The following is a 24,787-nucleotide window of genomic DNA, read 5'->3' on the forward strand; positions in this document are numbered from 1 at the left end:
GACTTATATGAGACGAAAGGCAACGACAGGCGCAACATTTACGATAATGTGACTCAATCTCTTTATGATACGGTAGTGTTGGAAACAATTATTACCGCTCAAGCCACCGCTATCGAGATCCTAGCCAAAGCAGTAGGTATAACCCTGCTGACATTGAATCTACCGTGCAGAAGCCGTCAAAAACAAGATCGGCCAGCTACACATCATCGTCAACGAGGAAGGCAAACAATGAGCAGCACACCAACTGGCTCACCATCCATACCATCTGTAGCGTGGGAGTAAGAGCACTCCGACAACCCAGCATACTGGCTGCCGGATAAGTTCTCTCAAGCGATCAATTGGGCCGGACTAGCGTTACAGCCTGCACTGGCTGCCTTTGTTGATGCCGTCGGACCAGCTTGTGGGTGGCTACATGCGAGGTATCGTCATCTTCCTCAATAGTGGAGTGTGCTCATAACTGTGACCATGGTAGTAAGGCAAACCAAAACCAGCTACATAAGCAAGTCTTCAAAATCACAAGTTTCAAGAAACTTTGATATTGATTTTTGCGTAAAGAATTGCTGGAGATCGAAAAGTCCATTAGCTTCATCATCAGCTGACTCATGGAAGCCGAACGGAGTATCACCATCTCCTGCCTCGCCTTCGGGGTAGAAACTTGTGATTCCCGATTGCATGACAATTTGTCCGATTTTTCTCTGATGTTGCTGTGCCGTGTCATGATAAATCAATTCAGTCACTTTGTCCAAGGTCTTATATGTAAAATAAGGCGGACGAACGTCAAGTTGCCAGGCAGAAGGGCTGTCATTGCCGTGATCATATAAACAGGAAATAACTTGTCTGGTTTGTTCAGTCTGACCCCACCAGTAATTCTGAAAATTGTTTATATTATCAAGTGTTACTTCAAGTTGCGTATCATCCAGGGGATGATTGGGATTCTGACTGTTCAACTTAAATATTTTTTTAAACACTTCAGAATCTTTCGTTAGGGACATTGGTTTGTTTTCTTCTGCCATCCTCCAACTATTTGTTATCTGCGTTCTTATTGTATTGATACATCCATTTAAATAAAGTTCTACTTCAGATATCCTTTTGTCACAAGGTTTGGCATCTACTTCAATTTTACGGAATATATCAGCCTGTGAAAAAATTTTCAATTTAGTTTCATCGTATTTTCCTTGAAGATTAGAGAACTCTGATATAAATATGATGTATGTTGTGTATCCGTCACAGTCACCGCTTTGCTTCAGTTTTTCAATCTGCCTTTTTGTATTTGATATTTTTTCCTTTATATTTTTATTAGCAGTTATTTGAATAAGAATATGATTTTCGTCATCACGTAAGTCATAGCCTGGTTTGTTTATTGCTTTCTTATTTGCATTGTCAACTTCGATATTGAAAGCTAGACCGGCAATTTCCCGATAAAAAGTTTCACAGTTGTGAGTTATATCGCTGCGACCGTTCATCACTCCAATTTTTGCTGCAGCTCCGAGTGTCGCCATGTCTAACTGAATCAGTTGTAGTTGTGCAGTAAGGGGTATATTATCCATATTTATATAGTATGCACATCAATTACGATTGTGACTTAAAATGACAATGGACGCTATAGCAAGTCTCGAGTGGCGAGATAATTGTTGCACCCCATTCGGTTCTACGAGGTTAGCCTGAAGCGGAGACAGGTTAATTGCAGCCGCATCCTGCTAAACGCACCTGTATCTTGAATGATGACGATTCTGCTGATGCGTCCATGCGATACCGAGGTCTCTAAGACTACAGCGAGTCCTGTGAGCGCCGCCTGAGAGGCAAGAACCTCTCGGAGCGGCGCAAAACCGGATCATTGACCAGCTGCAAGGCTCCGCCTCCGCAACTGAGTCGGCGCCCGTAGTTGGACACGCAAAAGGCCGAGGCTAAGGCTGATACAGCTGTTATCCGCCTGGGTAGGGGAGGGTGCGAGAATGGGAATATCAGGCGTAAGCATCGTGACTTCACGTTACGCGCTTACTGTTTTGTCTCGTTGAAGCATGGGATAAACACATTTTAGTTTTGTGTGTTCAAATTAAAAAATGAAAAACTACTAAACTGTTGGGAGAGTAGAGGTTGGAGATGGGGTGGCTAACGCGGCTCGAACGCGCGACCTCCTGAACCACAATCAGGTGCTCTACCGACTGAGCTATAGCCACCATGGTGAATCAACCCGTATCGCGGATCAATGCAACAGATGAAACTATACACGATGGCATGACATGGCACGCCGGTGAAATATGACCCATGCCTAAAGACAGTGCTTTGTCTTTGGGCCTTCAGTTCACGACCATGGCCTCTACATAAAAAGTCTCCAGTACCACCAGGGTCTGGTCGTCGACATTGAAGTCCGGATCTCCCAGTGCCTGTCGCATGTTCTCTGAGGTCCAGAAGGACTCATGAGCCTGGCGCCACTCAGGAAGGCTTTTATAGTCTTCTCCTTCATTCAGAACATGCTGCAGCGTGACCAGGCCGAGTCGGGTCACGCTCACCGAGTCATATCTGAGGACGGCAAGAGGCTGGTCATCTGAGTTCAACAGAAGCGTTCGTCGTCCGGCGGAGGGGAGTGGCTCATGATCATGAATGAACTCTGCCATCAGGCTGGTCGTAGTAGTTTTGCGCCCCTCCAGGATCGCTTCCACCAGGCAATCGCGTTCTGGACCGGGGAAGGCGAATTCATCCTTGGGAAGGTTCGCAACATCTTGGGCTTTGACCGTTGGTATTTGCCTATTTGTCATAGTCGTTGCGATTGTCTTGCCTATCAAGCTTGGGCTTTTTGTCGTCGAGCACTTTTCTTATGGGTCGGTAGGCCTTGATCAGATCGGCCAGGCTCATAGCGGCGTTGGCGGGACTGGTGGATGGCAGATTGATCATCGTCGGTCGATATCCCCTCTCCTGCAGGATCGGCAGGCAGTAGCGGCGGTAAAGCTGGCCGGCTTTGCGTCCTGTGGTGAATATGGTGCCGATGGGCACACGGTCCAGCAAGCCAGCGATGTCAGTCGGCACGACATTGGTTATTGAAGCGTCGGAGGCACCGTGGATGTCGCATTCCTGGATGACATCCCAGAGTGCTATGCAATGATTGAGGGCAAACCTAGCGCGGACAGCCGGATCAGGCCCTGGAACAGGCTGGTCGAAGAGTGCAGCCAGCACGGGCCAGAAGCGGTTGTGCGGAAACATGTAGTAGAAGCCGGCTTCACGCGAACTTGGGCTGGGAATGGATCCCAGGATCAGCACACGGGACCGGTCATCCCAGACTGGTCCGAACCCGTGGGTGACGTGTGTGACGGAACCTGCAGTCATGCGCCAAGCAGGCTTGTCAGAGACGCGGTCATCACGTCAGCCTGGGCAATCACCAGAATGAAGACCAGGAGGCTGGTTGCGCATTCAACCAGGCCCACATACAGAATGGGAATGCGGCGCCGACGGGAGATGGCAGGCAGCAGGGCCGCGCGCACCAACAGAACCAGAGCGGTCAACAGAGGCCACCATCCTGCGGTGCGTACCATGGCGACCCCGATCAGGCAGAGGGCCAGGTTCCAAGCCAGTGAAAGCAGGTAGCACCAGGTCTTGCCGCGCTCGCGGATCATGGTCTTGACGAAGATGACCGAACCGAACTGGGTCACAGCGAATACAGCTGCACTGACGACTCCGATCGATGGCAGGGCGGCGCTTGGCAGGAATCCGCTGGCGAAGCAGTCCACAGCAGGATTCGGCTGGCACCCGAAGTAGCCGGCGTTGGCACCTTCCAGTCCTGGTCCGGGCTTCTGGAATCGTGACCCCAGGGAGACAGCGATCAGACAGAGCGTGCAGGCCGCAATCACGACTACCGTATCGTTCCACCAGGAGCGCTCTGCACGCATCCAGGCGGCGGCAAAGTTCAGCACGCCCAGCACCAGGTAGAGCGGGGCCCATCGCAGAAGCCCAGGGGTGCCGACCAATAGGATCAGTCCGGTCACGGCCGTGAGCAGGGCGTAACCCAGAGCTGGTGGTGCGAATCTGGCAGCCCGGTGCGAGACCATCCATCGCGAGCCGGTGAACTCAAAGCAGTAGCAGAAGGCCCAGGCGACCATGAGCAGCAGACCCCTCCAGGTCGGGCCTCCGATCAGCAGACCGGCTAGGCCCGGCATCAAGGCCATGGCCCAGCCGCCTATCTGGTCGGGTATCCATAGCCGCCGCCACTGTCGTCCCTTGGATCCTGATCCGGTCGATTCTGCCGATTTGCGGGCTTGAGGGTTTGGTCTGCTGCCGTTCGACCCGGCGGCCTTGCCCTTGTCTGCGTCTGTAAGCATACTCATCAGCCTACGCCCCGGTATGGCTGTCACTGCCTCTTCCGTAATGCCGATTCGGTCAATATCATGGTCCAAGGAGATATGAATCACTCGGGTTCCTGGTTTCAGGAGGTAGATGATGGGTCAGGTGGATATCAAGCGCGTATACGAGCAGGCCGCCGACGAGGACGGGGTCCGCATCCTGGTCGACAGGCTTTGGCCACGTGGCGTCAGCAAGGAGCGGGCAGCGCTGTCCGGCTGGCTCAAGGATGTCGCACCCAGTCCGGACCTGCGACGCTGGTGGCACCATGATCCTGACCGCTTCGAGGACTTCGCCCGCCGGTACCGTACTGAGCTGGATGACAATCCTGCCTTGGAGGATCTGTTGAGCATTGTGCGCGAACACGATCGGACGACACTGGTATATGCGGCCAAGAATCCAGCCGTCAACCATGCCCTGATCCTGCGCGACTATATTCGGCAGGCTCTTGAGAAGGAAGACAGGTAGACGGCTGGCCATCCACGAATTCCAGATCACAACCGGACAATAACATTTGTGTCATCGGATGCCGACACTTACGTCCCCGGACACCGGCAGCTATGTTTCCGGCATCGATATTTACTGATTGAGCTATGTATTTTCCGACACCTATATAGAAACCACACCTATATAGACACCTATATACTAGGGAGCTGTTATAGGTGGATACCCGATTATTAAGCTATGGATACAAGTATGCGAATCCATGAATACGGGTATGCGTAAGGATTTGTTACAGATCTCTTCCAAGCCTTTCCTATTGACGGTTCCGGTGCGGTACCACAGTGAGCAAAGCCCAGAGCATACTTCCAAGTGCAAAACGTGGCCATGTCCGCCCGGGTGATATACTTTCCAACGTGTGTGCCGACAGCACGCCTTATGTCACAGGTGAGCTTGTCGGGATATCCCCGAATCCGAAGAGTGCAGGCAGCAATGCCCGGCAGGAGGATCAGGGGCCATCGGGCCGGTGGACAGTGGCTGATCTCTCCTCCTGGGAGCGACTGCGGCTGCGGTGCGGCGGTCTCGCAGTGCAAACGAAGACAAGTTCATCGAAGGAATCGGAGAGAGTCAGTTGCCAACAATTGAACAGCTCGTCCGCAAAGGGCGCAAGGCCAAGCCTCGCAAGTCGAAGACTTTGGCACTCAAGGGCAGCCCGCTGCGTCGCGGCGTGTGCACCCGTGTCTACACCACCACCCCCAGGAAGCCGAACTCGGCTCTGCGGAAGGTTGCCCGTGTCCGTCTGAGCTCCGGCATTGAAGTTTCCGCCTACATCCCCGGAGAGGGACACAACCTGCAGGAGCACTCCATCGTGCTGGTGCGCGGCGGACGTGTCAAGGATCTGCCCGGCGTGCGCTACCACATCGTGCGCGGAGCGCTGGATACCCAGGGAGTCAAGGATCGCAAGCAGGGCCGTTCCCTGTACGGAGCAAAGAAGGCCAAGTAACACATGTCACGCAAAGGACCAGCTAAAAAGCACCAGCTCCTGCCCGATCCCATCTACGGTTCCACCGTGGTGGCCCAGCTGATCAACAAGATCCTGCTGGACGGCAAGAAGTCCATCGCCGAGAACATCGTCTACACCGCCCTGGAGCAGGTCAAGGAGAAGACCGACCAGGAGCCTGTGGCCGTGCTCAAGCGCGCCTTGGACAACATTCGTCCCAGCCTGGAGGTCCGCAGCCGTCGTGTCGGCGGCGCCACCTACCAGGTCCCCGTCGAGGTCAAGCCGAACCGCGCCAATACGCTCTCGTTGCGGTGGCTGACCGATTACAGCCGCGCCCGTCGTGAGAAGACCATGTCGGAGCGGCTGGCCAACGAGATCCTTGATGCCTCCAACGGCCTGGGTGCCGCGGTCAAGCGCCGCGAGGACACCCACAAGATGGCCGAGGCCAACAAGGCGTTCGCCCACTATCGCTGGTAATCCAAGAGAGCGAGAACAAGGAATTATGGCACAAGACGTGCTCACGGACCTGACCAAGGTCCGCAACATCGGCATCATGGCCCACATCGATGCCGGCAAGACAACGACGACCGAGCGTATCCTCTACTACACCGGCGTCAACTACAAGATCGGCGAGACCCACGACGGCGCCTCCACCATGGACTGGATGGACCAGGAGAAGGAACGTGGCATCACGATCACTTCCGCCGCCATCACGGCCTTCTGGAACCGCCAGTCCCATGATCCTGAGGACCGCTACCAGATCAACATCATCGACACCCCCGGCCACGTGGACTTCACCGCCGAGGTGGAGCGCTCCCTGCGCGTGCTCGATGGCGCTGTGGCGGTGTTCGACGGCAAGGAGGGTGTGGAGCCCCAGTCCGAGACCGTCTGGCGTCAGGCCGACAAGTATGGCGTGCCCCGCATCTGCTTCATCAACAAGATGGACAAGCTGGGCGCCGACTTCTACTACTCGGTGGACACCATCAAGGACAAGCTGGGTGTCAAGCCACTAGTCATGCAGCTGCCCATCGGCGCTGAGAGCGACTTCCACGGCGTGGTCGACCTGGTGCGCATGGTGGCCTACTACTGGAAGGACGAGGCCGATTTGGGCGCCAAGTACGACACCATCGACATCCCCGACGACCTCAAGGACAAGGCCGAGCAGTACCACACCGAGCTGCTCGAGGCCGTGGCCGAGTCGGACGAGGATCTGCTGGAGAAGTACCTGGGCGGCGAGGAGATCTCCCAGCAGGAGATCCGCAGCGCTGTGCGCAAGATGACCATCGAGCAGTCGGCCTTCCCGGTCTTCTGCGGATCCGCCTTCAAGGACAAGGGCGTGCAGCCCATGCTGGACGCGGTCGTGGACTACCTGCCCAGCCCCGAGGACGTGCCGGCCATCAAGGGCTACAAGATCGGCGACGAGTCCGTCGAGATCGACCGCAAGCCCACCGTGGACGAGCCCTTCTCGGCCCTGGCCTTCAAGGTGGCCACCCACCCCTTCTACGGCAAGCTGATCTACGTACGTGTCTACTCCGGCAAGGTGGCCCAGGGCGAAACGGTCCTGGACTCCACCAAGGACAAGAAGGAGCGCGTCGGCAAGCTCTTCCAGATGCACTCCAACAAGGAGAATCCGGTCGACGAGGCCATCGCCGGCAACATCTACGCCTTCGTCGGGCTCAAGAACGTCACCACCGGTGACACCCTGTGCGACGAGAAGGCACCGCTGGTGCTGGAATCCATGACCTTCCCCGATCCTGTGATCGAGGTCGCCGTGGAGCCCAAGACCAAGGCCGACCAGGAGAAGATGGGCATCGCCCTGCAGAAGCTCTCCGAGGAGGATCCCACCTTCCAGGTCAAGACCGACGAGGAGTCCGGCCAGACCCTGATCTCCGGCATGGGTGAGCTCCAGCTGGATATCCTGGTGGACCGCATGCGCCGCGAGTTCCATGTGGAGTGCAACGTGGGCAAGCCCCAGGTGGCTTACCGCGAGACCATCCGCAAGCCCGTCATGAACCAGGAGTACACCCACAAGAAGCAGACCGGTGGTTCCGGCCAGTTCGCCAAGGTGCTCATGAACTTCGAGCCCCTGGACACTTCCGAGGGCGAATCCTACATCTTCGAGAACAAGGTCACCGGCGGCCACATCACCAAGGAGTTCATCCCCTCGGTCGATGCGGGCGTGCAGGAGGCCATGGAGTCCGGCGTGCTGGCAGGCTTCCCGGTCGTGGGCGTCAAGGCGACCCTGACCGATGGCCAGATCCACGAGGTCGACTCTTCGGAGATGGCCTTCAAGATCGCCGGCTCCATGTGCTTCAAGGAGGCCGCTCCCAAGGCCAAGCCCGTCATCCTCGAGCCCATCATGGCCGTCGAGGTCCGTACTCCCGAGGAGTACATGGGCGACGTCATGGGCGACATCAACTCCCGTCGTGGCTCCATCCAGTCCATGACCGACGCCACCGGCGTCAAGGTCATCGACGCCAAGGTGCCCCTGTCGGAGATGTTCGGCTACATCGGCGACCTCAGGTCCAAGACCCAGGGCCGCGCAATGTTCACCATGCAGATGGACTCCTACGCTGAGGTTCCCAAGACCGTCAGCGACGAGATCATCAAGGCCCAGCGAGGCGAGTAATGCCGGTCCGGTCCGCCGCCACGGCGGGCCTGCGCAAAAAGGCTCTTCTGTCACAAGTCGGCGTTACACTCTTGTAGCGCTGACTGGGCGGAGGGCAAAAGTGGCAAAGAACCCGATAACCCAGTAATATGTAGCGAGTGCTCTGTGCGTGGTTCGCGCAGGCAACCTACGAGACGTCCAGGAGGACAAAACACAATGGCAAAGGAAAAGTACGAGCGGACCAAGCCGCACGTTAACATTGGCACCATCGGCCACGTCGATCACGGCAAGACCACCCTGACCGCGGCCATCTCCAAGGTGCTGCATGAGGAGTACCCGGACGTCAACCCCGAGTACGATTTCGCTCAGATTGATGCTGCTCCTGAGGAGAAGGAGCGCGGCATCACCATCAACATCGCGCACATCGAGTACCAGACCGCCAAGCGCCATTACGCCCACGTGGACTGCCCCGGGCACGCCGACTTCGTCAAGAACATGATCACCGGCGCTGCTCAGATGGATGGCGCCATCCTGGTGGTCGCCGCCACCGACGGCCCCATGGCCCAGACTCGCGAGCACGTGCTGCTGGCCCGCCAGGTCGGTGTGCCGAAGATCCTGGTCGCCCTGAACAAGTGCGACATGGTCGACGACGAAGAGCTGATCGAGCTGGTCGAGGAGGAAGTCCGCGATCTGCTGGACGAGAACGGCTTCGACCGCGACTGCCCCGTCATCCGCACCTCCGCCTACGGCGCCCTGCATGACGATGCCCCTGACCACGACAAGTGGGTTCAGACCATCAAGGACCTCATGGATGCCGTCGACGACTACATCCCCACCCCGGTCCACGACCTGGACAAGCCCTTCCTGATGCCCATCGAGGATGTCTTCACCATCTCCGGCCGTGGCACCGTGGTGACCGGTCGTGTCGAGCGCGGCAAGCTGCCCGTGAACACCAACGTAGAGATTGTCGGTCTGCGGGACACCCAGTCCACCACCGTCACCTCCATCGAGACCTTCCACAAGCAGATGGACGAGGCCGAGGCCGGTGACAACACTGGTCTGCTGCTGCGCGGCATCGGCCGTGAGGACGTCGAGCGTGGCCAGGTCGTGGCTGCTCCCGGCACCGTGACCCCTCACCACAAGTTCGAGGGCGAGGTCTACGTGCTGACCAAGGACGAGGGTGGACGCCACTCGCCGTTCTTCTCAAACTACCGTCCGCAGTTCTACTTCCGGACCACCGACGTCACCGGCGTCATCACCCTGCCCGAGGGCGTGGAGATGGTTCAGCCCGGCGACCACGCCACCTTCTCCGTCGAGCTGATCCAGCCCGTCGCCATGGAGGAGGGCCTGACCTTCGCTGTTCGTGAAGGCGGCCACACGGTCGGCTCAGGTCGAGTCACCAAGATCATCGAGTAGGATTGTCTGTCGCTTGTCGACACAATCCGTGACGGGGCCCGGAATCCTTCCTGTGATTCCGGGCCCCGCCCATATCCGGCAGACTTCGCCGCCGGACCAGCCGCGGTGTTCATGCGCCGTGGCATAATAGGCGAGGATTTATCGCGAGCGGGCCGGATCCTGTGTGGCCCGGTGCTTTCGGCAGATGGCCAGGAGCCCTCCGAAGGAACGTTCATCAGAATGAGGTGGTATCAAGGTGGCACAGACTTCCAACGACATCAAGAACGGATCGGTCATCAACCTGGACGGCAAGCTTTGGACCGTCATCAAGTTCCAGCACGTCAAGCCGGGCAAGGGGCCCGCCTTTGTGCGCACGACCATCAAGGACGTCCTCTCGGGCAAGATCGTGGACCGCACCTTCAACGCGGGCATGAAGATGGACTTCGAGACCGTCGACAATAGGACCATGCAGTACTCCTACCGGGATGGCGACTCCTTCGTCTTCATGGATATGAACACCTACGAGCAGGTCAACATCCCCGAGGCCCTGGTCGGCGATCAGGAGCGCTTCCTGCTTGAGGGCACCGACTGCATCATCAGCTTCCATGACGGCAACCCCCTGTCCGTGGAGCTGCCTGCATCCGTGGTGCTGACCGTGACTGAAACCGAGCCCGGCGTCCAGGGCAACCGCTCCAACGCCGGTACCAAGCCCGCCACTGTGGAGACAGGGGCCGAGATTCAGGTGCCCCTCTTCGTAGGCGAGGGCGAGAAGGTCAAGGTGGACACCCGCGACGGCTCCTACCTGGGCCGCGAGAACTGAGCAAGGCGGAAATCACACATCCATGGCACGTTCCACAGCCCGCAAGCGGGCCTTGAACACCCTGTATGAGGCCGATGAGAAGAGCCAGGATTTCCTTTCCCTGCTGGAAGAGCGCAAGGTTCGGCCGGGGGCTCAGACACCTCTGCCTGCTTATGCGGTGACCATCGTCGAGGGTGTGGCAGATCATCGTCGCGATATCGATGAGGCTTTGCAAACCCATTCCACCCGATGGCCGCTGAGCCGGATGCATGCCATCGACCGCAACATATTGCGTATCGCCGCCTGGGAGATGCTCTACAACCCCGAGGTTCCTGACAAGGTGGCCATCGATGAGGCCCTGTCCTTGGCCAAGACACTTTCGGATGCCGATGCTCCCTCCTTCATTCACGGCGTTCTCAGCGCCCTGGAGCAGGAGAAGGATGAGCATCAGGCTCGTCGTGAGCAAGCCGATCAAATCGCTGCTCTGGCTGATGCCGAGGCCGATGCAGATGTTTCGGATGATGAATCCGATAAAGCAAAAGCAGAGGTCGTAACCTCCGAGCCCGTTTCCTCCGAGGACGCCCATGCTGACAGCGAGTCGGAATCGGCAGCGAGTGGATCCGAAGGAGGGGAATCCGGTCAGGTTCCTGACCATACTGTTGATCAGTGGGCCCCCAGCTTGGACCAGCTGAAACTGACCCTGCCGGAGGAACTGACCTCCGATGTGGATCGTCCTTCAGGCAACTGAGCAATGATTCGGATAAAGGCCGACCGATGTCCGTTAGCTATCAGGGCATCAGGTCGGCCTTTTGCCATGTTCAGACAGGTTGGCCAGCAGTCTATTTTGCAAGATTTGACCAACCATTTTTTGGCTGGGTCTGCCGGCATAATCCATGGGGGTCATTAGTATGGGTGCGAATATCCGCGGTAATCAAGGGGGTTCGGTGAACCTGAAAGACACCAACACCATCACCTCCGATAGCCGTTTCTCCAATCGTGCCTTGCTCATCCTTGAGGATGGGGAAGTGTATGCGGGGAGAGCCTTCGGAGCGGTGGGCACTACCATAGGTGAAATTGTTTTCTCGACCGGAATGACTGGGTATCAAGAAACCCTGACGGATCCCAGCTATGCTCGGCAGATCGTTGTGCAGACCTTCCCCCACATCGGTAATACCGGCGTCAATGACCAGGATGGGGAGTCAGACAGGATCTGGGTGGCAGGGTATGTAGTCCGGGAACCCAGCCCCAACGTCAGCAACTGGCGGGCTCGGGGCAGTCTCCATGACCAGCTGGTCGATCAGGGCATCGTCGGTATCAGTCACATAGACACCCGCCGGCTCGTGCGACACTTGCGTTCTGCAGGTGTCATGCGGGCCGGTATTTTTTCAGGCCCGGACCCAATGCTCAACGGCGGCGGCAGGCCCAGGACCATGCAGGAACTCCTTGACCAGGTCCGTTCGGCTCCCAAGATGAGCGGGTCCCATCTGACCGGCGAGGTCAGCACGCACAGGTCCTATATCGTCGAACCAATGGGAGACCGTCAGGCGAGAGAGCCTGTCTGCACGGTGGCGGCGGTGGATTTGGGAATCAAGTCCATGACCCCTCACAGGCTGGCTGAGCGCGGGTGCAGGGTCCACGTACTCCCCGTCGACACCACCATCGAGCAGATACAGGCCCTGCGGCCTGACGGGGTTTTCTTCTCCAACGGTCCAGGCGATCCATCAACCGCAGAAGAGGAGGTGTCGCTCCTCAGGCAAGTTTTGGATGCCGGACTGCCATTCTTCGGCATCTGCCTGGGCAACCAGCTTCTGGGCCGTGCCCTGGGCTTCGAGACCTATAAGCTGAAATTCGGTCATCGCGGCATCAATCAGCCGGTCATGGATCTCAGCACTGGCAAGGTTGAGATCACCGCCCATAATCACGGATTCGCAGTCAAGGCACCCAAGGGGGAACCAGTGCCCTCACCGTATGGTGAAGGCCGATATGGCCGTGTCCGGGTGTCTCATGTCGATCTCAACGACGGCGTGGTCGAGGGTCTGGAGTGTCTGGACATTCCGGCCTTCTCCGTTCAGTACCATCCGGAGGCGGCGGCTGGTCCGCACGATGCCTCCTATCTGTTTGACAGGTTCGTCACTTTGATGCAGGACGCCAAGGAAGGGAAGGCACATGCCTAAGCGGCAGGACATCCATTCGGTCATGGTCATCGGCTCGGGACCCATCGTCATCGGGCAGGCGGCCGAGTTCGACTATTCGGGGACCCAGGCCTGCCGGGTGCTGCGTGAAGAGGGGATTCGCGTCATCCTGGTCAACTCCAATCCCGCCACCATCATGACGGACCCCGAGATGGCCGATGCCACCTACATCGAGCCCATCGCCCTGCCCTTCCTGGAGCGGATCATCGCCAAGGAACGGCCGGATGCGCTGCTGCCCACCCTGGGTGGCCAGACTGCGCTGAATGCCGCCGTGGAGCTGGGCAAGGCCGGCGTGCTGGAGCGCTACGGGGTTGAGCTGATCGGCGCTTCGCTGGAGGCCATCGACAGGGGAGAGGACCGTGAGCTCTTCAAACAGGTGGTGGACCAGGCCGGTGCCGAGTCGGCCAGGTCCCGCATCGCCCACAGTCTGGATGATGCCGAAGCAGTAGCCGGCGAATTGGGCTACCCCCTGGTTGTTCGTCCCTCCTTCACCATGGGCGGCCTGGGCTCTGGGATCGCCCATGATCGTGAGGAGCTGCGGCGGATCGCCGGTGCGGGCATCCATTATTCGCCCACCGACGAGATCCTTCTGGAGGAGGGCATCGAGGGGTGGAAGGAGTATGAGCTGGAGCTCATGCGTGACCGCCTGGACAATGTGGTTGTGGTCTGCCCCATCGAGAATGTGGACCCGGTCGGCGTGCACACCGGAGACTCCATCACCGTGGCACCGGTCTTCACCCTGACCGACCGGGAATATCAGCGCATGCGCGACATCGGGATCGCCATCATCCGCGGCGTGGGGGTGGATACGGGCGGCTGCAACATCCAGTTTGCTGTCAACCCCAAGAACGGCCGGATCATCGTCATTGAAATGAATCCACGTGTTTCGCGGTCTTCGGCCCTGGCTTCCAAGGCCACCGGCTTCCCCATCGCCAAGATTGCGGTCAAGCTGGCCCTGGGATACACCTTGGATGAGATCGAGAACGACATCACCCGTTCAACCCCTGCCTCCTTCGAGCCGACCATCGACTACGTGGTCACCAAGATTCCGCGTTTCACCTTCGAGAAGTTCCCCGGGGCGGATACGACCCTGACCACCTCGATGAAGTCCGTGGGTGAGGCCATGGCCCTGGCCGGCAACTTCCGCGAATCCCTGGGCAAGGCCATGCGCTCCATCGACAAGCGGCACATGACCTTCTCTTGGGATGGCCCCCGGCCCGACCAGGCCGAGACCGACCAGCTGCTGGAGGCCATGCATACTCCCACCGAGCATCGCTACCTGCAGATTCAGCGGGCCTTCTGGGGAGGGGCTACCGTGGAGCAGGTCCACCAGGCCACCAGGATCGACCCCTGGTTCCTGGAGCAGATCAGCATGATCAACGAGCTGGCCCTTCAGGTGCGCCAGTCCGAGGTCCTGGACGAGGACCTGCTGCGCCAGGCCAAGCAATCAGGACTGAGCGACCTGCAGATCGCCCACCTGCGCGGCATGGGCGACCAGGGTGAGGCAGTCGTCAGGGAGCTGCGCTGGGCCTTCGGTCTTCATCCTGTCTACAAGACCGTGGACACCTGTGCAGCCGAGTTCGATGCCGTTACGCCCTACTACTACTCCTGCTACGCCGACGAGTCCGAGCTGCGCCCCCGCCAACGCGAGGCGGTCATCATCCTGGGCTCGGGGCCCAACCGGATCGGACAGGGGGTCGAGTTCGACTACACCTGCGTACACGCCGTCCAGGAGCTGGGCAAGGACTATGACACCATCATGGTCAATTGCAATCCAGAGACGGTCTCCACCGACTATGACATGTCGGACAGGCTCTATTTCGAGCCGCTGACCTTCGAGGACGTTCTGGAGATCTACCGGGCCGAGAAGGCCATGGGACCTGTCAAAGGGGTCATCGTCCAGCTGGGTGGTCAGACACCCCTCTCTCTGGCTGCCAGGCTCAAGGCGGCCGGGGTGCCCATCCTTGGCACCAGTCCCGAGTCCATCGACCTGGCCGAGAACCGCGAGCTCTTCGGTCAGGTGCTCAGCAAGGAGCACTTGAACGCTCCACGGTACGGCACCGCCCTTTCTCTGGATGAGGCCAAGAAGGCAGCCCATGCCATCGGCTACCCGGTTCTGGTCAGGCCCTCCTACGTGCTTGGCGGACGAGGTATGGAGATCGTCTACGACGACCAGCAGCTGGCCACCTACGTGGATCGCGCCCTGGATGAGGCCAAGGCTGATACGGTGGTCTCTGGCCGCCTGCCCTCGCCCCTGCTGATTGACAAGTTCCTCCAGGACGCCATCGAAATAGACGTGGATGCCCTCTATGACGGGCAGGAGCTCTACATCGGCGGAATCATGGAGCATGTGGAGGAGGCCGGGGTCCACTCCGGTGATGCGGCCTGCACCCTGCCGCCTTCGACCCTCTCCGACGACCAGATCAATCGGTTGCGGCAGGCCACCCTGGCTATAGCCCAAGGCTGCGGGGTCCAGGGACTGATCAACGTTCAGTATGCCTTCATGGCCAACACCCTCTATGTGATCGAGGCCAATCCCCGCGCATCCCGGACCGTCCCCTTCGCCTCCAAGGCCACGGGTACGGCACTGGCCAAGGCCGCGGCACGGATCATGGTGGGGGAGTCCATCGCCCAGCAACGAGCCAATGGTCTGCTCCTGCCTGTCGGCGACGGTGGCATGGTCCGCGTCGGCCAGCCTGTGGCTGTCAAGGAGTCGGTTCTGCCCTTCAAGCGCTTCCGCACACCGGTTGGTCGGACCGTGGACATCCTGCTGGGCCCGGAGATGCGCTCCACCGGAGAGGTCATGGGCTTCGATCGGGACTTTCCGCACGCCTTCGCCAAGAGCCAGCTGGCCGCCTACCAGGGAGGATTGCCCACCGGTGGAGTAGCCTTCCTGTCGGTCAACGACACGGACAAGCGCCAGCTGCCCATGCTGGCCGCCCGTCTGCTGGAGCAGGGCTTCAGCATCTGCGCCACCAGTGGCACGGCCTCTGTCCTGCGTCGGTACGGCTTCGACGTGGCCGTTGTAGACAAGATCAGCGATGGCGAAGAGCAGGGTCGGGCTTTCACGGATTCGGACGGGGTCAAACACATGGGCCGCAATCCTGTCCAGCTTATTGAGGAAGGGGCCATTGACATGATCCTCAACACACCCAGCTCCAGGGGTTCGCGCTCCGATGGCTATCTGATCCGGGTGGCCGCCATCGCCGCCGATCTGCCGCAGTTCACCACCATCACCGAATTCTCAGCCGCCCTGATGGCCATTGACGTGGTCAAAAAGGACGACTACGAGGTCATGAGCATCCAGGAACACGCGGCCCGACTGCTGGAGCTGGAGGAGGCCAGGTAGGTACTGGCTATATGATTGACCCATATTCCGGTCCGGATATGCCGGAGGATGACCTTAAGGAAAGGAAGTGGCCGTGTCAGCGATCAACGGTGCCGACATGTCGAGTCAGGACTCTTCGGGGGAACAGACCGGAGATCCAGGGGAGGCGGGCGGCCGGCTGATCGTGCTGACGGGGCCCACGGCCGTAGGCAAGGGCACTGTGGAGGCGGCCCTGCGCCATGCCCACCCTGAGGTCTGGGTCTCCGTCTCGGCCACCACTCGGGCACCGCGTCCGGGCGAAAAGGACGGCATCACCTACTGGTTCATGGATGAACAGGAGTTTGCCCGCAGGGAGGCCACTGGGGACTTTCTGGAGACCGCCCTGGTCCATGGCATGTCCCACTATGGCACCCCGCTGCAGCCGGTTCTGGACCATCTGGCGGCAGGGGTGCCCACGATTTTGGAAATAGATCTGCAGGGGGCGCATCGTGTCCGCCAACGGGCAGGGGAGCTGGGCCTGGAAGTGTTCTACGTCTTCCTGGCGCCGCCCTCATTCCAGGACCTCGTCACCAGGCTGAACATGCGGGGAACCGAAAATGAGGAGCAGCGGGCCCGCAGGTTGGAGACAGCCAAGGTGGAACTGGCCTCAGAGGATCAGTTCGACCAGGTCATAGTCAATGACAGCGTGGATAAGGCAGCCCAGGCGCTCTGGGAGGTAATCGCCAAGGAATACGGTCTCTGAGCACCTGGCCTTTATTCCAGAAGAGTCAAAAAATCCCCCAATCGAGTGGGAGCCCGATTGGGGGATTTTGGTCTATCAGTCCAGACCCGAAAGTTGGTTGATCAAATCCGGGTCGCGGGTCGCGCCCTTGTCTGCCGAGCGGGCGAATGCGGCGTAGGCCTTCAGAGCCAGGGAGACCTTGCGGTCCCTGTGGGCCACATAGCCTTCGCCGGCCTCCAGCTCTGCGCGGCGCTGGGCGAGTTCCTCATCGCTCAGCTCCACGTCTACACGCCGGTTGGGGATGTCGATGCGGATCATGTCGCCGTTGCGGATCAGGGCGATGGGGCCCTTGTTGGCTGCTTCAGGAGCGATATGGCCGATGGCCAGGCCTGACGAGCCGCCGGAGTAGCGGCCATCGGTCAGCAGGGCCACGTCCTTGCCGATGCCCTTGCCCTTGACGAATGAGGTGGGGTAGAGCATCTCCTGCATGCCTGGGCCACCCTTGGGTCCCTCGTAACGGATGACCAGGGCCTGCCCCTTGTGCAGGGTGCCGTTGAGTATGACCTCCACGGCCTGTTCCTGCGATTCGACCACCAGGGCCGGTCCGCGGAAGTTCCAGATTTCCTTGGGCACGCCTGCGGTCTTGACCACGCAGCCATCGGGGGCCAGATTGCCTCGCAGTATGGCCAGGCCGCCTTCGGAGACGGCCGGGTGATCCAGGTCGTGAATGGCGCCGTTGACGCGGTCGGTGTCCAGGTCCTCCCACTCCTTGGACTGGTTGAAGGGCTCGGGGGAGGTGATGTGTCCGGGCGCTGCGTGGTAGAGCTCCTTGGCCTGGTCCAGGCAGGTGGGGCGCATGATGTCCCAGTCGTTGAGCTTGGACTCCAGGTCCGGGTAGTCAATGGAATGTGTGTCCTGGTGGAGGACCCCGCCACGGTCCAGTTCGCCCAGGATGCCACAGATGCCGCCGGCCCGGTGGACGTCGGATATCTCCCAGTCTCCGGAGGGGGAGGCCTTGCAGATGCAGGGGACCGTGTGGGAGATGCGCTCGATGTCGTCCAGGGTGAAGTCCACATCCGCCGACTGTGCGGCGGCCAGGATGTGCAGGACGGTGTTGGTCGATCCGCCCATGGCCACATCCATGGTCATGGCGTTTTCGAAGGCTTTCTTGGTGGCGATGGAACGTGGCAGGACCGAGTCGTCGTCATCCTGGTAGTACCGGTTGGCAATCTCGACAACCAGCTTGCCTGCCCGCTCGAAGAGCATCTTCCGGGCTGTGTGCGAGGCCAGGGTGGTGCCGTTGCCGGGCAGGGCCAGACCCATGGCCTCGGTCAGGCAGTTCATGGAGTTGGCGGTGAACATGCCGGCGCAGGAACCACAGGTGGGGCAGACCGTCTTCTCCAAGGCCAGCAGACCTTCATCATCGATGCTGTCATCGGCCGAGGCGTACATGACATCGATCAGGTCGGTGCTCTCCTGGACCGTTCCATCGGGCATGACGGTACGTCCGGCCTCCATGGGGCCGCCGGAGACGAAGACCGTGGGGATGTTCAGACGCAGAGCGGCCATGAGCATGCCGGGGGTGATCTTATCGCAGTTGGAAATACAGATCAGGGCATCGGCGCAGTGGGCGTTGACCGAGTATTCCACGGCGTCAGCTATCAGGTCACGGCTGGGCAGAGAGTAGAGCATGCCGGTATGGCCCATGGCGATGCCGTCGTCCACGGCGATGGTGTTGAACTCGCGGGGGATGCCGCCCGCTTCCTTGACGGCCTTGGAGACCAGGCGCCCCACCTTGTTCAGGTGGACGTGGCCGGGCACGAACTCGGAGAATGAGTTGGCGATGGCCACGATGGGCTTGCCGAAGTCCTCACCCTTGACGCCAGCGGCACGATAGAGAGCACGGGCGCCCGCGAACTCTCGTTCCTTCATCAACTTGGCTGATCGCATCTGCATAGTTTTATTCAAGTGATCGTGGGCATCAACGGGTTGATCATGACCACATGTTGGAACTTTCGGTCTTTTCACCCTGCTTTTTCCGGCAGAGAAGCATCCGAAGCTAAAATCGAGCCCGGGCGGTAAAATCATTCAGATTGAATGAATGGTTCATCCAGTTGAATTGGAGAAACATCTTATGGCATTCGGTACCGAGCCCCATCCGCAGGGATTTGCGAATCCTCCCATCGACGATCTCATGAAGCACGCCGATTCGAAGTATGCGCTCTCTATCTTCGCGGCCAAGCGGGCCCGTCAGATCAATTCCTATTTCACGCAGCTCAACGAGGGCCTGCTGCAGAACGTTGGCCCACTGGTCGAGTACCAGAACCAGGAGAAGCCCCTGTCCATCGCCTTCCGTGAAATCAACGAGGGCCTGCTTGAGGAGACCCTGGGTGAGGACGATCTGAGCGAAGGCAACTGAGCCTTCGACTCTCAGTGCGGGGTTCTCGGGCGGTGACGGTTTCTAGACAAAGGTGAATGAAATGACAGAGCGACGGCTGATTTCGGCTGAATCAGTGACCGAGGGCCATCCAGACAAGGTCTGCGACCAGATTTCCGATGCCATCCTGGACGATCTGATCGCCCAGGATCCGCACTCGCATGTGGCTGTGGAGACCTCGGCGGCCACGGGCCTCTTCTTCGTCTTCGGAGAGGTCTCATCCCAGGGCTACACGGACATTCAGTCCCAGGTCCGGTCGGTGCTGCGCAGGATCGGCTACACATCGTCGGAAATTGGTCTGGACGCGGATTCCTGCGGCGTGACCGTGGCTCTGAGCGAGCAGAGCAAGGAAATCAACCAGGGTGTGGAACGGCTGTCGGCCAGTCAGGAAAGTGCTGCCACCCGTGAGGAACGTTACCAGTCCCAGGGGGCCGGCGACCAGGGCGTCATGTTCGGGTACGCCTGTGATGAGACCGACACGCTCATGCCCCTGCCCATCTATCTGGCCCATCAGCTGGCCTTCCGGCTGGCACAGGTTCGCAAGGAGGGGATCATCCCCCATCTGCGGCCCGACGGCAAGACCCAGGTCACCATCGAATACGATCAGGATGACCGTCCCCGCCGGGTGGACACGGTCCTCATCTCCACTCAGCACGATCCCGAGGTGGGTCATGACTGGCTGCAGGAGCAGTTGATGGAGCATGTCATCACGCCCGTGCTGGATCGCGTCTGCGGCAAGGCCGTCGAGCACCAGGGCTACCGGGTGCTGGTCAATCCGACCGGTTCCTTTATTCTGGGCGGCCCTGCGGCTGACGCAGGACTGACCGGTCGCAAGATCATCGTGGACACCTATGGCGGTGCGGCCCATCATGGAGGCGGCGCCTTCTCCGGCAAGGATCCCAGCAAGGTCGACCGGTCCGCTGCCTACGCCGCGCGTTGGGTGGCCAAGAACATCGTGGCCGCTGGACTGGCGCACAGGGTCGAGGTCCAGATGGCCTATGCCATTGGCGTAGCCGATCCGGTCAGCGTCAACGTGGAGACCTATGGCACAGAGCAGGGGGTCAGCCGGGAGCGGATCCAGGAGGCTGTGCGCGAGGTCTTCGACCTGCGGCCTGCTGCCATCATCGACGAGCTGAATCTGTTGAGACCCATCTATGCCAAGACTGCAGCCTATGGGCACTTCGGCCGGGAGGACCCCGACTTCACCTGGGAGCAGGTGGACAAGGTGGGCGAGCTCAAGGCCGCCATCGGCATGACCAGGTAGTAGCTGTTCGTCAAGAGCCACGGTGGGTTTCCAGGTCATCGACCGGGGGAATCCGCCGTGGTTCTCTTAATTGTGAAAGCGAGGGGAGCAGCCATGGATTCGCAGGCCGTCAGTCAGCCCGCCCTGGATGGTCTTGCCCCACGCCGTCGTTCGAGCAGCAGTCGAAAGAAGCCACCCCGCCGACCGGCCGATGAACTTCCTGTGGCACGGGTGGTGCTGGACGTGCAGGCCACTCATCTGGGCGGGACCTTCGATTATCTGGTGGATGCCGACCAGGACGATCATGCACAGCCGGGATGCCTGGTTCGCGTCCGGTTCGGGGCGCGCAGGGTCAACGGCATCATCTGGGAACGCGTGGCAGACAGCCAGGTTCCCCGCGCATCCCTGCGTTTCCTGGAGCGGGTGGTGCTGGATCGCAGCCTGATCTCACCTTCCCTGCGCGCGGACATCACTGCCATCGCCAGAGCCTATGGGGGCACCGAGGCCAACATTCTGCGGCTGGCCCTTCCCCCTCGCGTGGCGCGTATCGACAAGGAGCAGCAGCTGGTTCCCGGTCAGCCCCGATTGGCGTCCGACCCCGCCTGGGTGGCCGGGCTGGCCCAGCGACACAAGGACCTGAAACAAAGGCTTGATCCGGGCTATCAGGGGTTGGAGAATCTGGACCAATCGCTGGAAGACGATGCCTTCGCCTCCTTTTTGGCTGACATTCTGCCCGGCATGGACCAGGCCGCCCTGCTGGCTGCCAGGGTGCTGATAGCTGCCTTGCTGGCCGGCCGGTCGGCGGTTATGGTGCTGCCGGGCACCCGTCAGGTGGTCCACTTGTCTGCAGTCCTCCAGCAACTTGGGTTGCGTCCCTTTGGCCCTTCTGTCACCGCAGGTCCAGGCCAACAGGAGGCGCGCGGCTGGTCCGGGGATTTCGCCATTCTGGACAGCGGCACGGCTCCTGCCGAGCGTTACAGGGCCTACCTTGCCCTGGCTTCCGGTCAGGTCCGCTGTGCCATCGGGCTGCGGGCTGCGATGTACGCCCCGGTGGAGGGTCCAGCCCTCTTCGCTCTGATGGACGATGCCAGCTACCAGTATGCCGACGGGATGATGCCATACGCCAACGCCCGTGGGGTGTTGAGGCTGCGGGCGCGTGCCCATGGCGGCGTCTTCCTGGCCATGGCCCGTGCCAGAAGTGTGCGTTCCCACTGGGAGAGTCTGCCCGAGGCTGCCGAAGCAGACTCTGGCGTGACCGGTCCAGGCACCGCTTTGACGCTTGACCGGCCTGCGGTGACGACCCTACAGCCTTGGATTCGCTGGCTGAACCGGGAGGAACTGAGCCATCTGGCCGACCCGACCATGGGCGCCCGGGTTCCTCATACCGCTGTCGCTGTTATCAACAAAGCCTTGGAGCGTGGCCCGGTTCTGCTGTCCATTCCTCAGGACGGCATTTTCGAAAGCCTGAGTTGCGCTCGCTGCCATCATCAGGCTCGTTGCCCGCGTTGCACCGGACCCCTGTGGGCCAGGCGGCCTGGCGCGCCGCGATGCGCCTGGTGCGGGGCTGCGGCTACGGACTGGTCCTGCCCGGATTGCGGGGGTTCACGGCTTCGGGTGGTCAGGGTAGGTGCCGCCGGGACGGCCCAGGAGCTGCGCATGCTCTTCAGAAATGTGCCCATCGTCATCTCTTCGCCCAGCCAGCCCCGTGGAGTGGTCGAGCGTGTACAGGATCGTCCCAGTCTGGTCATCGCCACCCCGGGCGCCGAGCCCAGGGTGGTTGGTTCGGGCGTCGATGGCAACAATACAGACACTGGCGATTCGCATCTGCCTCGGCTGTCGCGAGGATACCGTGCCGTGGCCATTCTGGACGCCTGGACCAGCCTGTATGCCCCTGGCGTCGATGCTCGTATGGACACCCTGGGAGCCTGGATGCGCGTGGCCTCCTTCTGCTGTTCCCGGGCACAGGGAGGTCAGGTGCTCCTGCTGGGGGAGTGCGATCCTCAGCTGGCCCAGGCGCTGATGACCTGGCAGGGGCCGGTGTTGGCCGCCGCCGATTTGGAGGACCGTCGGCTGACCGCCATGCCCCCTGCGGTCGGCATGGCTGCAATCTGGGGCGAAAGGGAGGCCGTCGTCTGGATGTTGGACGCCGTCGGGATTGCGCCAGGTCAGGAGGCTGTGACGGATGCTGGTCCTGAGCCTGTTCCTGCCCTGCTTGGGCCTGTGCCCATACCGGCGCCGTCCACGCTGAAAGCCGGCTATCTGGAGGGAACCCAGGACAGGGTCCGAGCCCTGGTCCGGGTGCCCACCGCCCGCCGGGACAAGCTGGCTGATGATCTCAAGCAGGCTCAGGCCAAGTACCTGGCCGGCCGTGGGCGAGGAGAGCTGCGCTTCCGGATGGATCCCAAGGATCTGACCTGATTGGCGCTCCAGGCGGATATGCAGGGGGTCTATGCGACGTGGTTTCATGAGGGAACGCAGTCAAAGGTGTATAAGAACGAACTCAGGAAAGGCGGAGAGCCATGAAGGGATGGCCGGGCGAGATCCGGGTTGAGGCAGATGTGATCCAGGCTGGGCAGGAAGCAGCTCAGGCCCAGGGTCAGCCCATTGAGCAGGTCATCTTCGACTTCGGCAACGTCCTGATTCGTTGGCAGCCCGAGATGGCCATGGTGGCCCGATACGGGCGCGGGAGCATCGAAGCCCTTCTGGACGACAACCGTTCCGGCTTCTACCGGGCCAACAACATGATGGACGGCGGAGCCACCTGCGCCCAGGCCCGTGACTGGGTGGCCGCCAACTGCGGGTCACCCTGGGATGACATGTTCGCCTACTACTGTGACCACTTCGTCGATTCGCTGACCGGCCCGGTGCCCGGTGCCCGCATGCTGGTGGATGATCTGAAGGCGGCAGGCTTGGGTGTATGGGGGTTGACCAATTGGGGCGCAGAGCTCTTCCATTACGCCTGGGACGGCGACTCCTTCCTGCATAGGCTGGACGGGGTGGTGGTCTCCGGGCCCATCCACATGCGCAAACCCGACCCGGCCATTTACCGCTATGCCCTGGATCAGTTCGGAATCCAGGCTGACAGGACCCTCTTCGTGGATGACAAGGGTATGAATGTAGTCGGTGCCAACAAGGCCGGCATCCGCAGCCTGCGATTCAGTGACCCCTATGGACTGCGCACAGCTCTGATCGAGGCAGGGGTGAACATTCCTCAGGTGCAGTGAACGTGCAGAGGTCCGAAGTCGTCAGATGAAAAGGAGATTGCCGATATGGTCATGACATTGCTGTTTGCAGGCACGCCTCAGGTCGCCTTGCCATCTCTAAGATTGTTGACGGCCGATCAGGAGCATTTCCGGGTTGCTGCCGTGCTCACCAGACCCGACGCTCCCCAGGGGCGTGGAAGGCATCTGCATCCCAGTCCGGTCAAGGCTGAGGCCCTGAAGCTGGGGATTCCCGTTCTTGAAAACAACCCATCCGATCCGGATTTTCCGGCACGGCTGCAGGATACTGGTGCCAGCTGTGCAGCCGTCGTGGCCTACGGGCGGATCCTGCGTCAGCAGGTCCTGGATGCCTTTGAGGGGGGCTGGTACAACCTGCACTTTTCCCTGCTGCCGCAGTGGCGGGGGGCGGCTCCGGTACAGCGGGCCATCTGGGCCGGGGATACCATCACCGGCGCCACGGTCTTCCGTCTGACGGCCGGTATGGATGAGGGGCCCATCCTGGCCCAGTCCACGGTCGAGATCGGGCCGCACGAGACCTCGGGCGAGCTGCTGGATCGCCTGGCTGAGGACGGATCCCACCTGCTGGCTGCAAGCCTGGAGGCCCTTGCGGAAGGTCGGATTCAACCGAAGAAGCAGACTCAGGGCGCTTACCAGGTGGCCGCCAAAATCACCCACCAGGATGCCCACATGCGTTTCGATGTGCCCGTCTTCGCCCTGGATCGACAGGTCCGGGCCTGCAGCCCGGAACCGGGAGCCTGGTGTCTGTATCGGCAAGGCGATGACCCGCAGGACAGGCAGACAGGGCTGACCGTGCTCAGGGCGGCACCAGCCCGAGGGGATGAGCCCGGTCTTCCCTTGCATCTGGAGCCGGGTCGGCTGGCCATGGACCGTCGCCATCTCTGGGTGGGTACCAAGACCCTGCCCCTGGAGCTGCAGATGGTCAAGGCTGCCGGCAAGCGCGCCATGAAGGCCATGGACTGGGCCCGTGGAGCTCGTTTGGAGGACGGAGCCCGCTGCAGCTGAGTCCCTCCGCCCGGCTGGCTGTCCAGGCCGAGCGGGGCTCCCAGGGCGGA

20 protein-coding genes and 1 tRNA gene are annotated in these 24,787 nt (G+C 60.4%); 15 read left to right on the forward strand and 6 right to left on the reverse strand.

What is annotated here, in order from left to right; genetic code table 11:
* Positions 1 to 491: 491 nt before the first annotated feature.
* The 5 genes from H3U90_RS06310 to H3U90_RS06330 form a co-directional block, all read right to left on the reverse strand.
* Positions 492 to 1,547, reverse strand: coding sequence for an SMEK domain-containing protein (locus H3U90_RS06310; RefSeq protein ID WP_198177471.1), 1,056 nt, complete (start codon positions 1,545 to 1,547; stop codon positions 492 to 494).
* Between the two features lie 554 nt (positions 1,548 to 2,101).
* Positions 2,102 to 2,177 (reverse strand) — tRNA-His (locus tag H3U90_RS06315).
* A 120-nt stretch (positions 2,178 to 2,297) separates the two neighbouring features.
* Complete coding sequence (locus H3U90_RS06320) at positions 2,298 to 2,756, reverse strand: ASCH domain-containing protein (RefSeq protein WP_198177472.1); 459 nt, start codon at positions 2,754 to 2,756, stop codon at positions 2,298 to 2,300.
* On the reverse strand, positions 2,746 to 3,321 hold the full coding sequence (locus H3U90_RS06325; protein WP_198177473.1) for a DNA-deoxyinosine glycosylase: 576 nt from the start codon (positions 3,319 to 3,321) through the stop codon (positions 2,746 to 2,748). Before H3U90_RS06325 ends, H3U90_RS06320 begins: the two co-directional genes overlap by 11 nt.
* Positions 3,318 to 4,310 carry a YwiC-like family protein gene (locus H3U90_RS06330; RefSeq protein ID WP_198177474.1) on the reverse strand — a complete coding sequence of 331 codons (993 nt, stop codon included), beginning with the start codon at positions 4,308 to 4,310 and terminating at the stop codon, positions 3,318 to 3,320. Before H3U90_RS06330 ends, H3U90_RS06325 begins: the two co-directional genes overlap by 4 nt.
* Before the next feature lie 118 nt (positions 4,311 to 4,428).
* Here H3U90_RS06330 and H3U90_RS06335 point away from each other — a divergent pair, with 118 nt between their 5' ends.
* The 10 genes from H3U90_RS06335 (at position 4,429) to gmk (ending at position 16,834) form a co-directional block, all read left to right on the forward strand.
* Positions 4,429 to 4,797: a DUF488 domain-containing protein gene (locus tag H3U90_RS06335; RefSeq protein WP_198177475.1), complete on the forward strand. Its 369-nt coding sequence runs from the start codon at positions 4,429 to 4,431 to the stop codon at positions 4,795 to 4,797.
* Positions 4,798 to 5,401: 604 nt separating this feature from the next.
* Positions 5,402 to 5,773, forward strand: coding sequence for a 30S ribosomal protein S12 (rpsL, locus tag H3U90_RS06340; RefSeq protein WP_198177476.1), 372 nt, complete (start codon positions 5,402 to 5,404; stop codon positions 5,771 to 5,773).
* A gap of 3 nt (positions 5,774 to 5,776) precedes the next feature.
* Entirely contained in the window at positions 5,777 to 6,247 is a 471-nt protein-coding gene (gene rpsG / locus H3U90_RS06345) for a 30S ribosomal protein S7 (protein ID WP_015022140.1), read from the forward strand.
* A 25-nt stretch (positions 6,248 to 6,272) separates the two neighbouring features.
* Positions 6,273 to 8,399: an elongation factor G gene (gene fusA / locus H3U90_RS06350; protein WP_045935561.1), complete on the forward strand. Its 2,127-nt coding sequence runs from the start codon at positions 6,273 to 6,275 to the stop codon at positions 8,397 to 8,399.
* Between the two features lie 195 nt (positions 8,400 to 8,594).
* Entirely contained in the window at positions 8,595 to 9,794 is a 1,200-nt protein-coding gene (gene tuf, locus H3U90_RS06355; RefSeq protein WP_015022138.1) for an elongation factor Tu, read from the forward strand.
* A gap of 235 nt (positions 9,795 to 10,029) precedes the next feature.
* Positions 10,030 to 10,593 (forward strand): elongation factor P, encoded by a 564-nt coding sequence (gene efp / locus H3U90_RS06360; RefSeq protein ID WP_101432622.1) that lies wholly within the window; start codon positions 10,030 to 10,032, stop codon positions 10,591 to 10,593.
* A 22-nt stretch (positions 10,594 to 10,615) separates the two neighbouring features.
* A complete protein-coding gene (gene nusB / locus H3U90_RS08470; RefSeq protein WP_198177477.1) occupies positions 10,616 to 11,320 on the forward strand; it encodes a transcription antitermination factor NusB in 705 nt (234 codons plus the stop codon).
* 196 nt (positions 11,321 to 11,516) lie between these two features.
* Positions 11,517 to 12,746 (forward strand): glutamine-hydrolyzing carbamoyl-phosphate synthase small subunit, encoded by a 1,230-nt coding sequence (gene carA / locus H3U90_RS06370; RefSeq protein ID WP_198177478.1) that lies wholly within the window; start codon positions 11,517 to 11,519, stop codon positions 12,744 to 12,746.
* On the forward strand, positions 12,739 to 16,113 hold the full coding sequence (gene carB, locus H3U90_RS06375; RefSeq protein WP_198177479.1) for a carbamoyl-phosphate synthase large subunit: 3,375 nt from the start codon (positions 12,739 to 12,741) through the stop codon (positions 16,111 to 16,113). Before carA ends, carB begins: the two co-directional genes overlap by 8 nt.
* 97 nt (positions 16,114 to 16,210) lie before the next feature.
* The gene (gmk, locus tag H3U90_RS06380) at positions 16,211 to 16,834 is read left to right on the forward strand and encodes a guanylate kinase (RefSeq protein WP_198177636.1); all 624 of its coding nucleotides are present in this window, start codon (positions 16,211 to 16,213) and stop codon (positions 16,832 to 16,834) included.
* 75 nt (positions 16,835 to 16,909) lie between these two features.
* Here the strand turns inward: gmk and ilvD are convergent, their stop codons facing one another.
* Entirely contained in the window at positions 16,910 to 18,769 is a 1,860-nt protein-coding gene (gene ilvD / locus H3U90_RS06385) for a dihydroxy-acid dehydratase (RefSeq protein WP_198177480.1), read from the reverse strand.
* 178 nt (positions 18,770 to 18,947) lie between these two features.
* Here ilvD and rpoZ point away from each other — a divergent pair, with 178 nt between their 5' ends.
* The 5 genes from rpoZ to fmt all read left to right on the forward strand — a co-directional run bounded on the left by rpoZ (position 18,948) and on the right by fmt (position 24,737).
* Positions 18,948 to 19,232 carry a DNA-directed RNA polymerase subunit omega gene (rpoZ, locus tag H3U90_RS06390; protein WP_015022131.1) on the forward strand — a complete coding sequence of 95 codons (285 nt, stop codon included), beginning with the start codon at positions 18,948 to 18,950 and terminating at the stop codon, positions 19,230 to 19,232.
* A 61-nt stretch (positions 19,233 to 19,293) separates the two neighbouring features.
* Positions 19,294 to 20,514, forward strand: coding sequence for a methionine adenosyltransferase (gene metK / locus H3U90_RS06395; RefSeq protein ID WP_198177481.1), 1,221 nt, complete (start codon positions 19,294 to 19,296; stop codon positions 20,512 to 20,514).
* A gap of 93 nt (positions 20,515 to 20,607) precedes the next feature.
* Positions 20,608 to 22,911: a primosomal protein N' gene (locus H3U90_RS06400; RefSeq protein ID WP_198177482.1), complete on the forward strand. Its 2,304-nt coding sequence runs from the start codon at positions 20,608 to 20,610 to the stop codon at positions 22,909 to 22,911.
* Between the two features lie 101 nt (positions 22,912 to 23,012).
* Positions 23,013 to 23,717, forward strand: a complete 705-nt coding sequence (locus H3U90_RS06405) for an HAD family hydrolase (protein WP_198177483.1) — start codon at positions 23,013 to 23,015, stop codon at positions 23,715 to 23,717.
* Positions 23,718 to 23,762: 45 nt separating this feature from the next.
* On the forward strand, positions 23,763 to 24,737 hold the full coding sequence (gene fmt, locus H3U90_RS06410; RefSeq protein ID WP_198177484.1) for a methionyl-tRNA formyltransferase: 975 nt from the start codon (positions 23,763 to 23,765) through the stop codon (positions 24,735 to 24,737).
* The last annotated feature ends 50 nt before the right edge of the window (positions 24,738 to 24,787 follow it).

The organism is Bifidobacterium sp. W8103, assembly GCF_016100775.1.
Lineage (GTDB): Bacteria > Actinomycetota > Actinomycetes > Actinomycetales > Bifidobacteriaceae > Bombiscardovia > Bombiscardovia choladohabitans.

What these genes read in the sequence shown, in the direction of transcription:
- H3U90_RS06310 (WP_198177471.1), bottom strand. Translation starts at nt 1,547, where the DNA reads ATGGATAATATACCCCTTACTGCACAACTACAACTGATTCAGTTAGAC.
- H3U90_RS06320 (WP_198177472.1), bottom strand. Translation starts at nt 2,756, where the DNA reads ATGACAAATAGGCAAATACCAACGGTCAAAGCCCAAGATGTTGCGAAC.
- H3U90_RS06325 (WP_198177473.1), bottom strand. Translation starts at nt 3,321, where the DNA reads ATGACTGCAGGTTCCGTCACACACGTCACCCACGGGTTCGGACCAGTC.
- H3U90_RS06330 (WP_198177474.1), bottom strand. Translation starts at nt 4,310, where the DNA reads ATGCTTACAGACGCAGACAAGGGCAAGGCCGCCGGGTCGAACGGCAGC.
- H3U90_RS06335 (WP_198177475.1), top strand. Translation starts at nt 4,429, where the DNA reads ATGGGTCAGGTGGATATCAAGCGCGTATACGAGCAGGCCGCCGACGAG.
- rpsG (WP_015022140.1), top strand. Translation starts at nt 5,777, where the DNA reads ATGTCACGCAAAGGACCAGCTAAAAAGCACCAGCTCCTGCCCGATCCC.
- fusA (WP_045935561.1), top strand. Translation starts at nt 6,273, where the DNA reads ATGGCACAAGACGTGCTCACGGACCTGACCAAGGTCCGCAACATCGGC.
- tuf (WP_015022138.1), top strand. Translation starts at nt 8,595, where the DNA reads ATGGCAAAGGAAAAGTACGAGCGGACCAAGCCGCACGTTAACATTGGC.
- nusB (WP_198177477.1), top strand. Translation starts at nt 10,616, where the DNA reads ATGGCACGTTCCACAGCCCGCAAGCGGGCCTTGAACACCCTGTATGAG.
- carB (WP_198177479.1), top strand. Translation starts at nt 12,739, where the DNA reads ATGCCTAAGCGGCAGGACATCCATTCGGTCATGGTCATCGGCTCGGGA.
- gmk (WP_198177636.1), top strand. Translation starts at nt 16,211, where the DNA reads ATGTCGAGTCAGGACTCTTCGGGGGAACAGACCGGAGATCCAGGGGAG.
- ilvD (WP_198177480.1), bottom strand. Translation starts at nt 18,769, where the DNA reads ATGCAGATGCGATCAGCCAAGTTGATGAAGGAACGAGAGTTCGCGGGC.
- rpoZ (WP_015022131.1), top strand. Translation starts at nt 18,948, where the DNA reads ATGGCATTCGGTACCGAGCCCCATCCGCAGGGATTTGCGAATCCTCCC.
- metK (WP_198177481.1), top strand. Translation starts at nt 19,294, where the DNA reads ATGACAGAGCGACGGCTGATTTCGGCTGAATCAGTGACCGAGGGCCAT.
- H3U90_RS06400 (WP_198177482.1), top strand. Translation starts at nt 20,608, where the DNA reads ATGGATTCGCAGGCCGTCAGTCAGCCCGCCCTGGATGGTCTTGCCCCA.
- H3U90_RS06405 (WP_198177483.1), top strand. Translation starts at nt 23,013, where the DNA reads ATGAAGGGATGGCCGGGCGAGATCCGGGTTGAGGCAGATGTGATCCAG.
- fmt (WP_198177484.1), top strand. Translation starts at nt 23,763, where the DNA reads ATGGTCATGACATTGCTGTTTGCAGGCACGCCTCAGGTCGCCTTGCCA.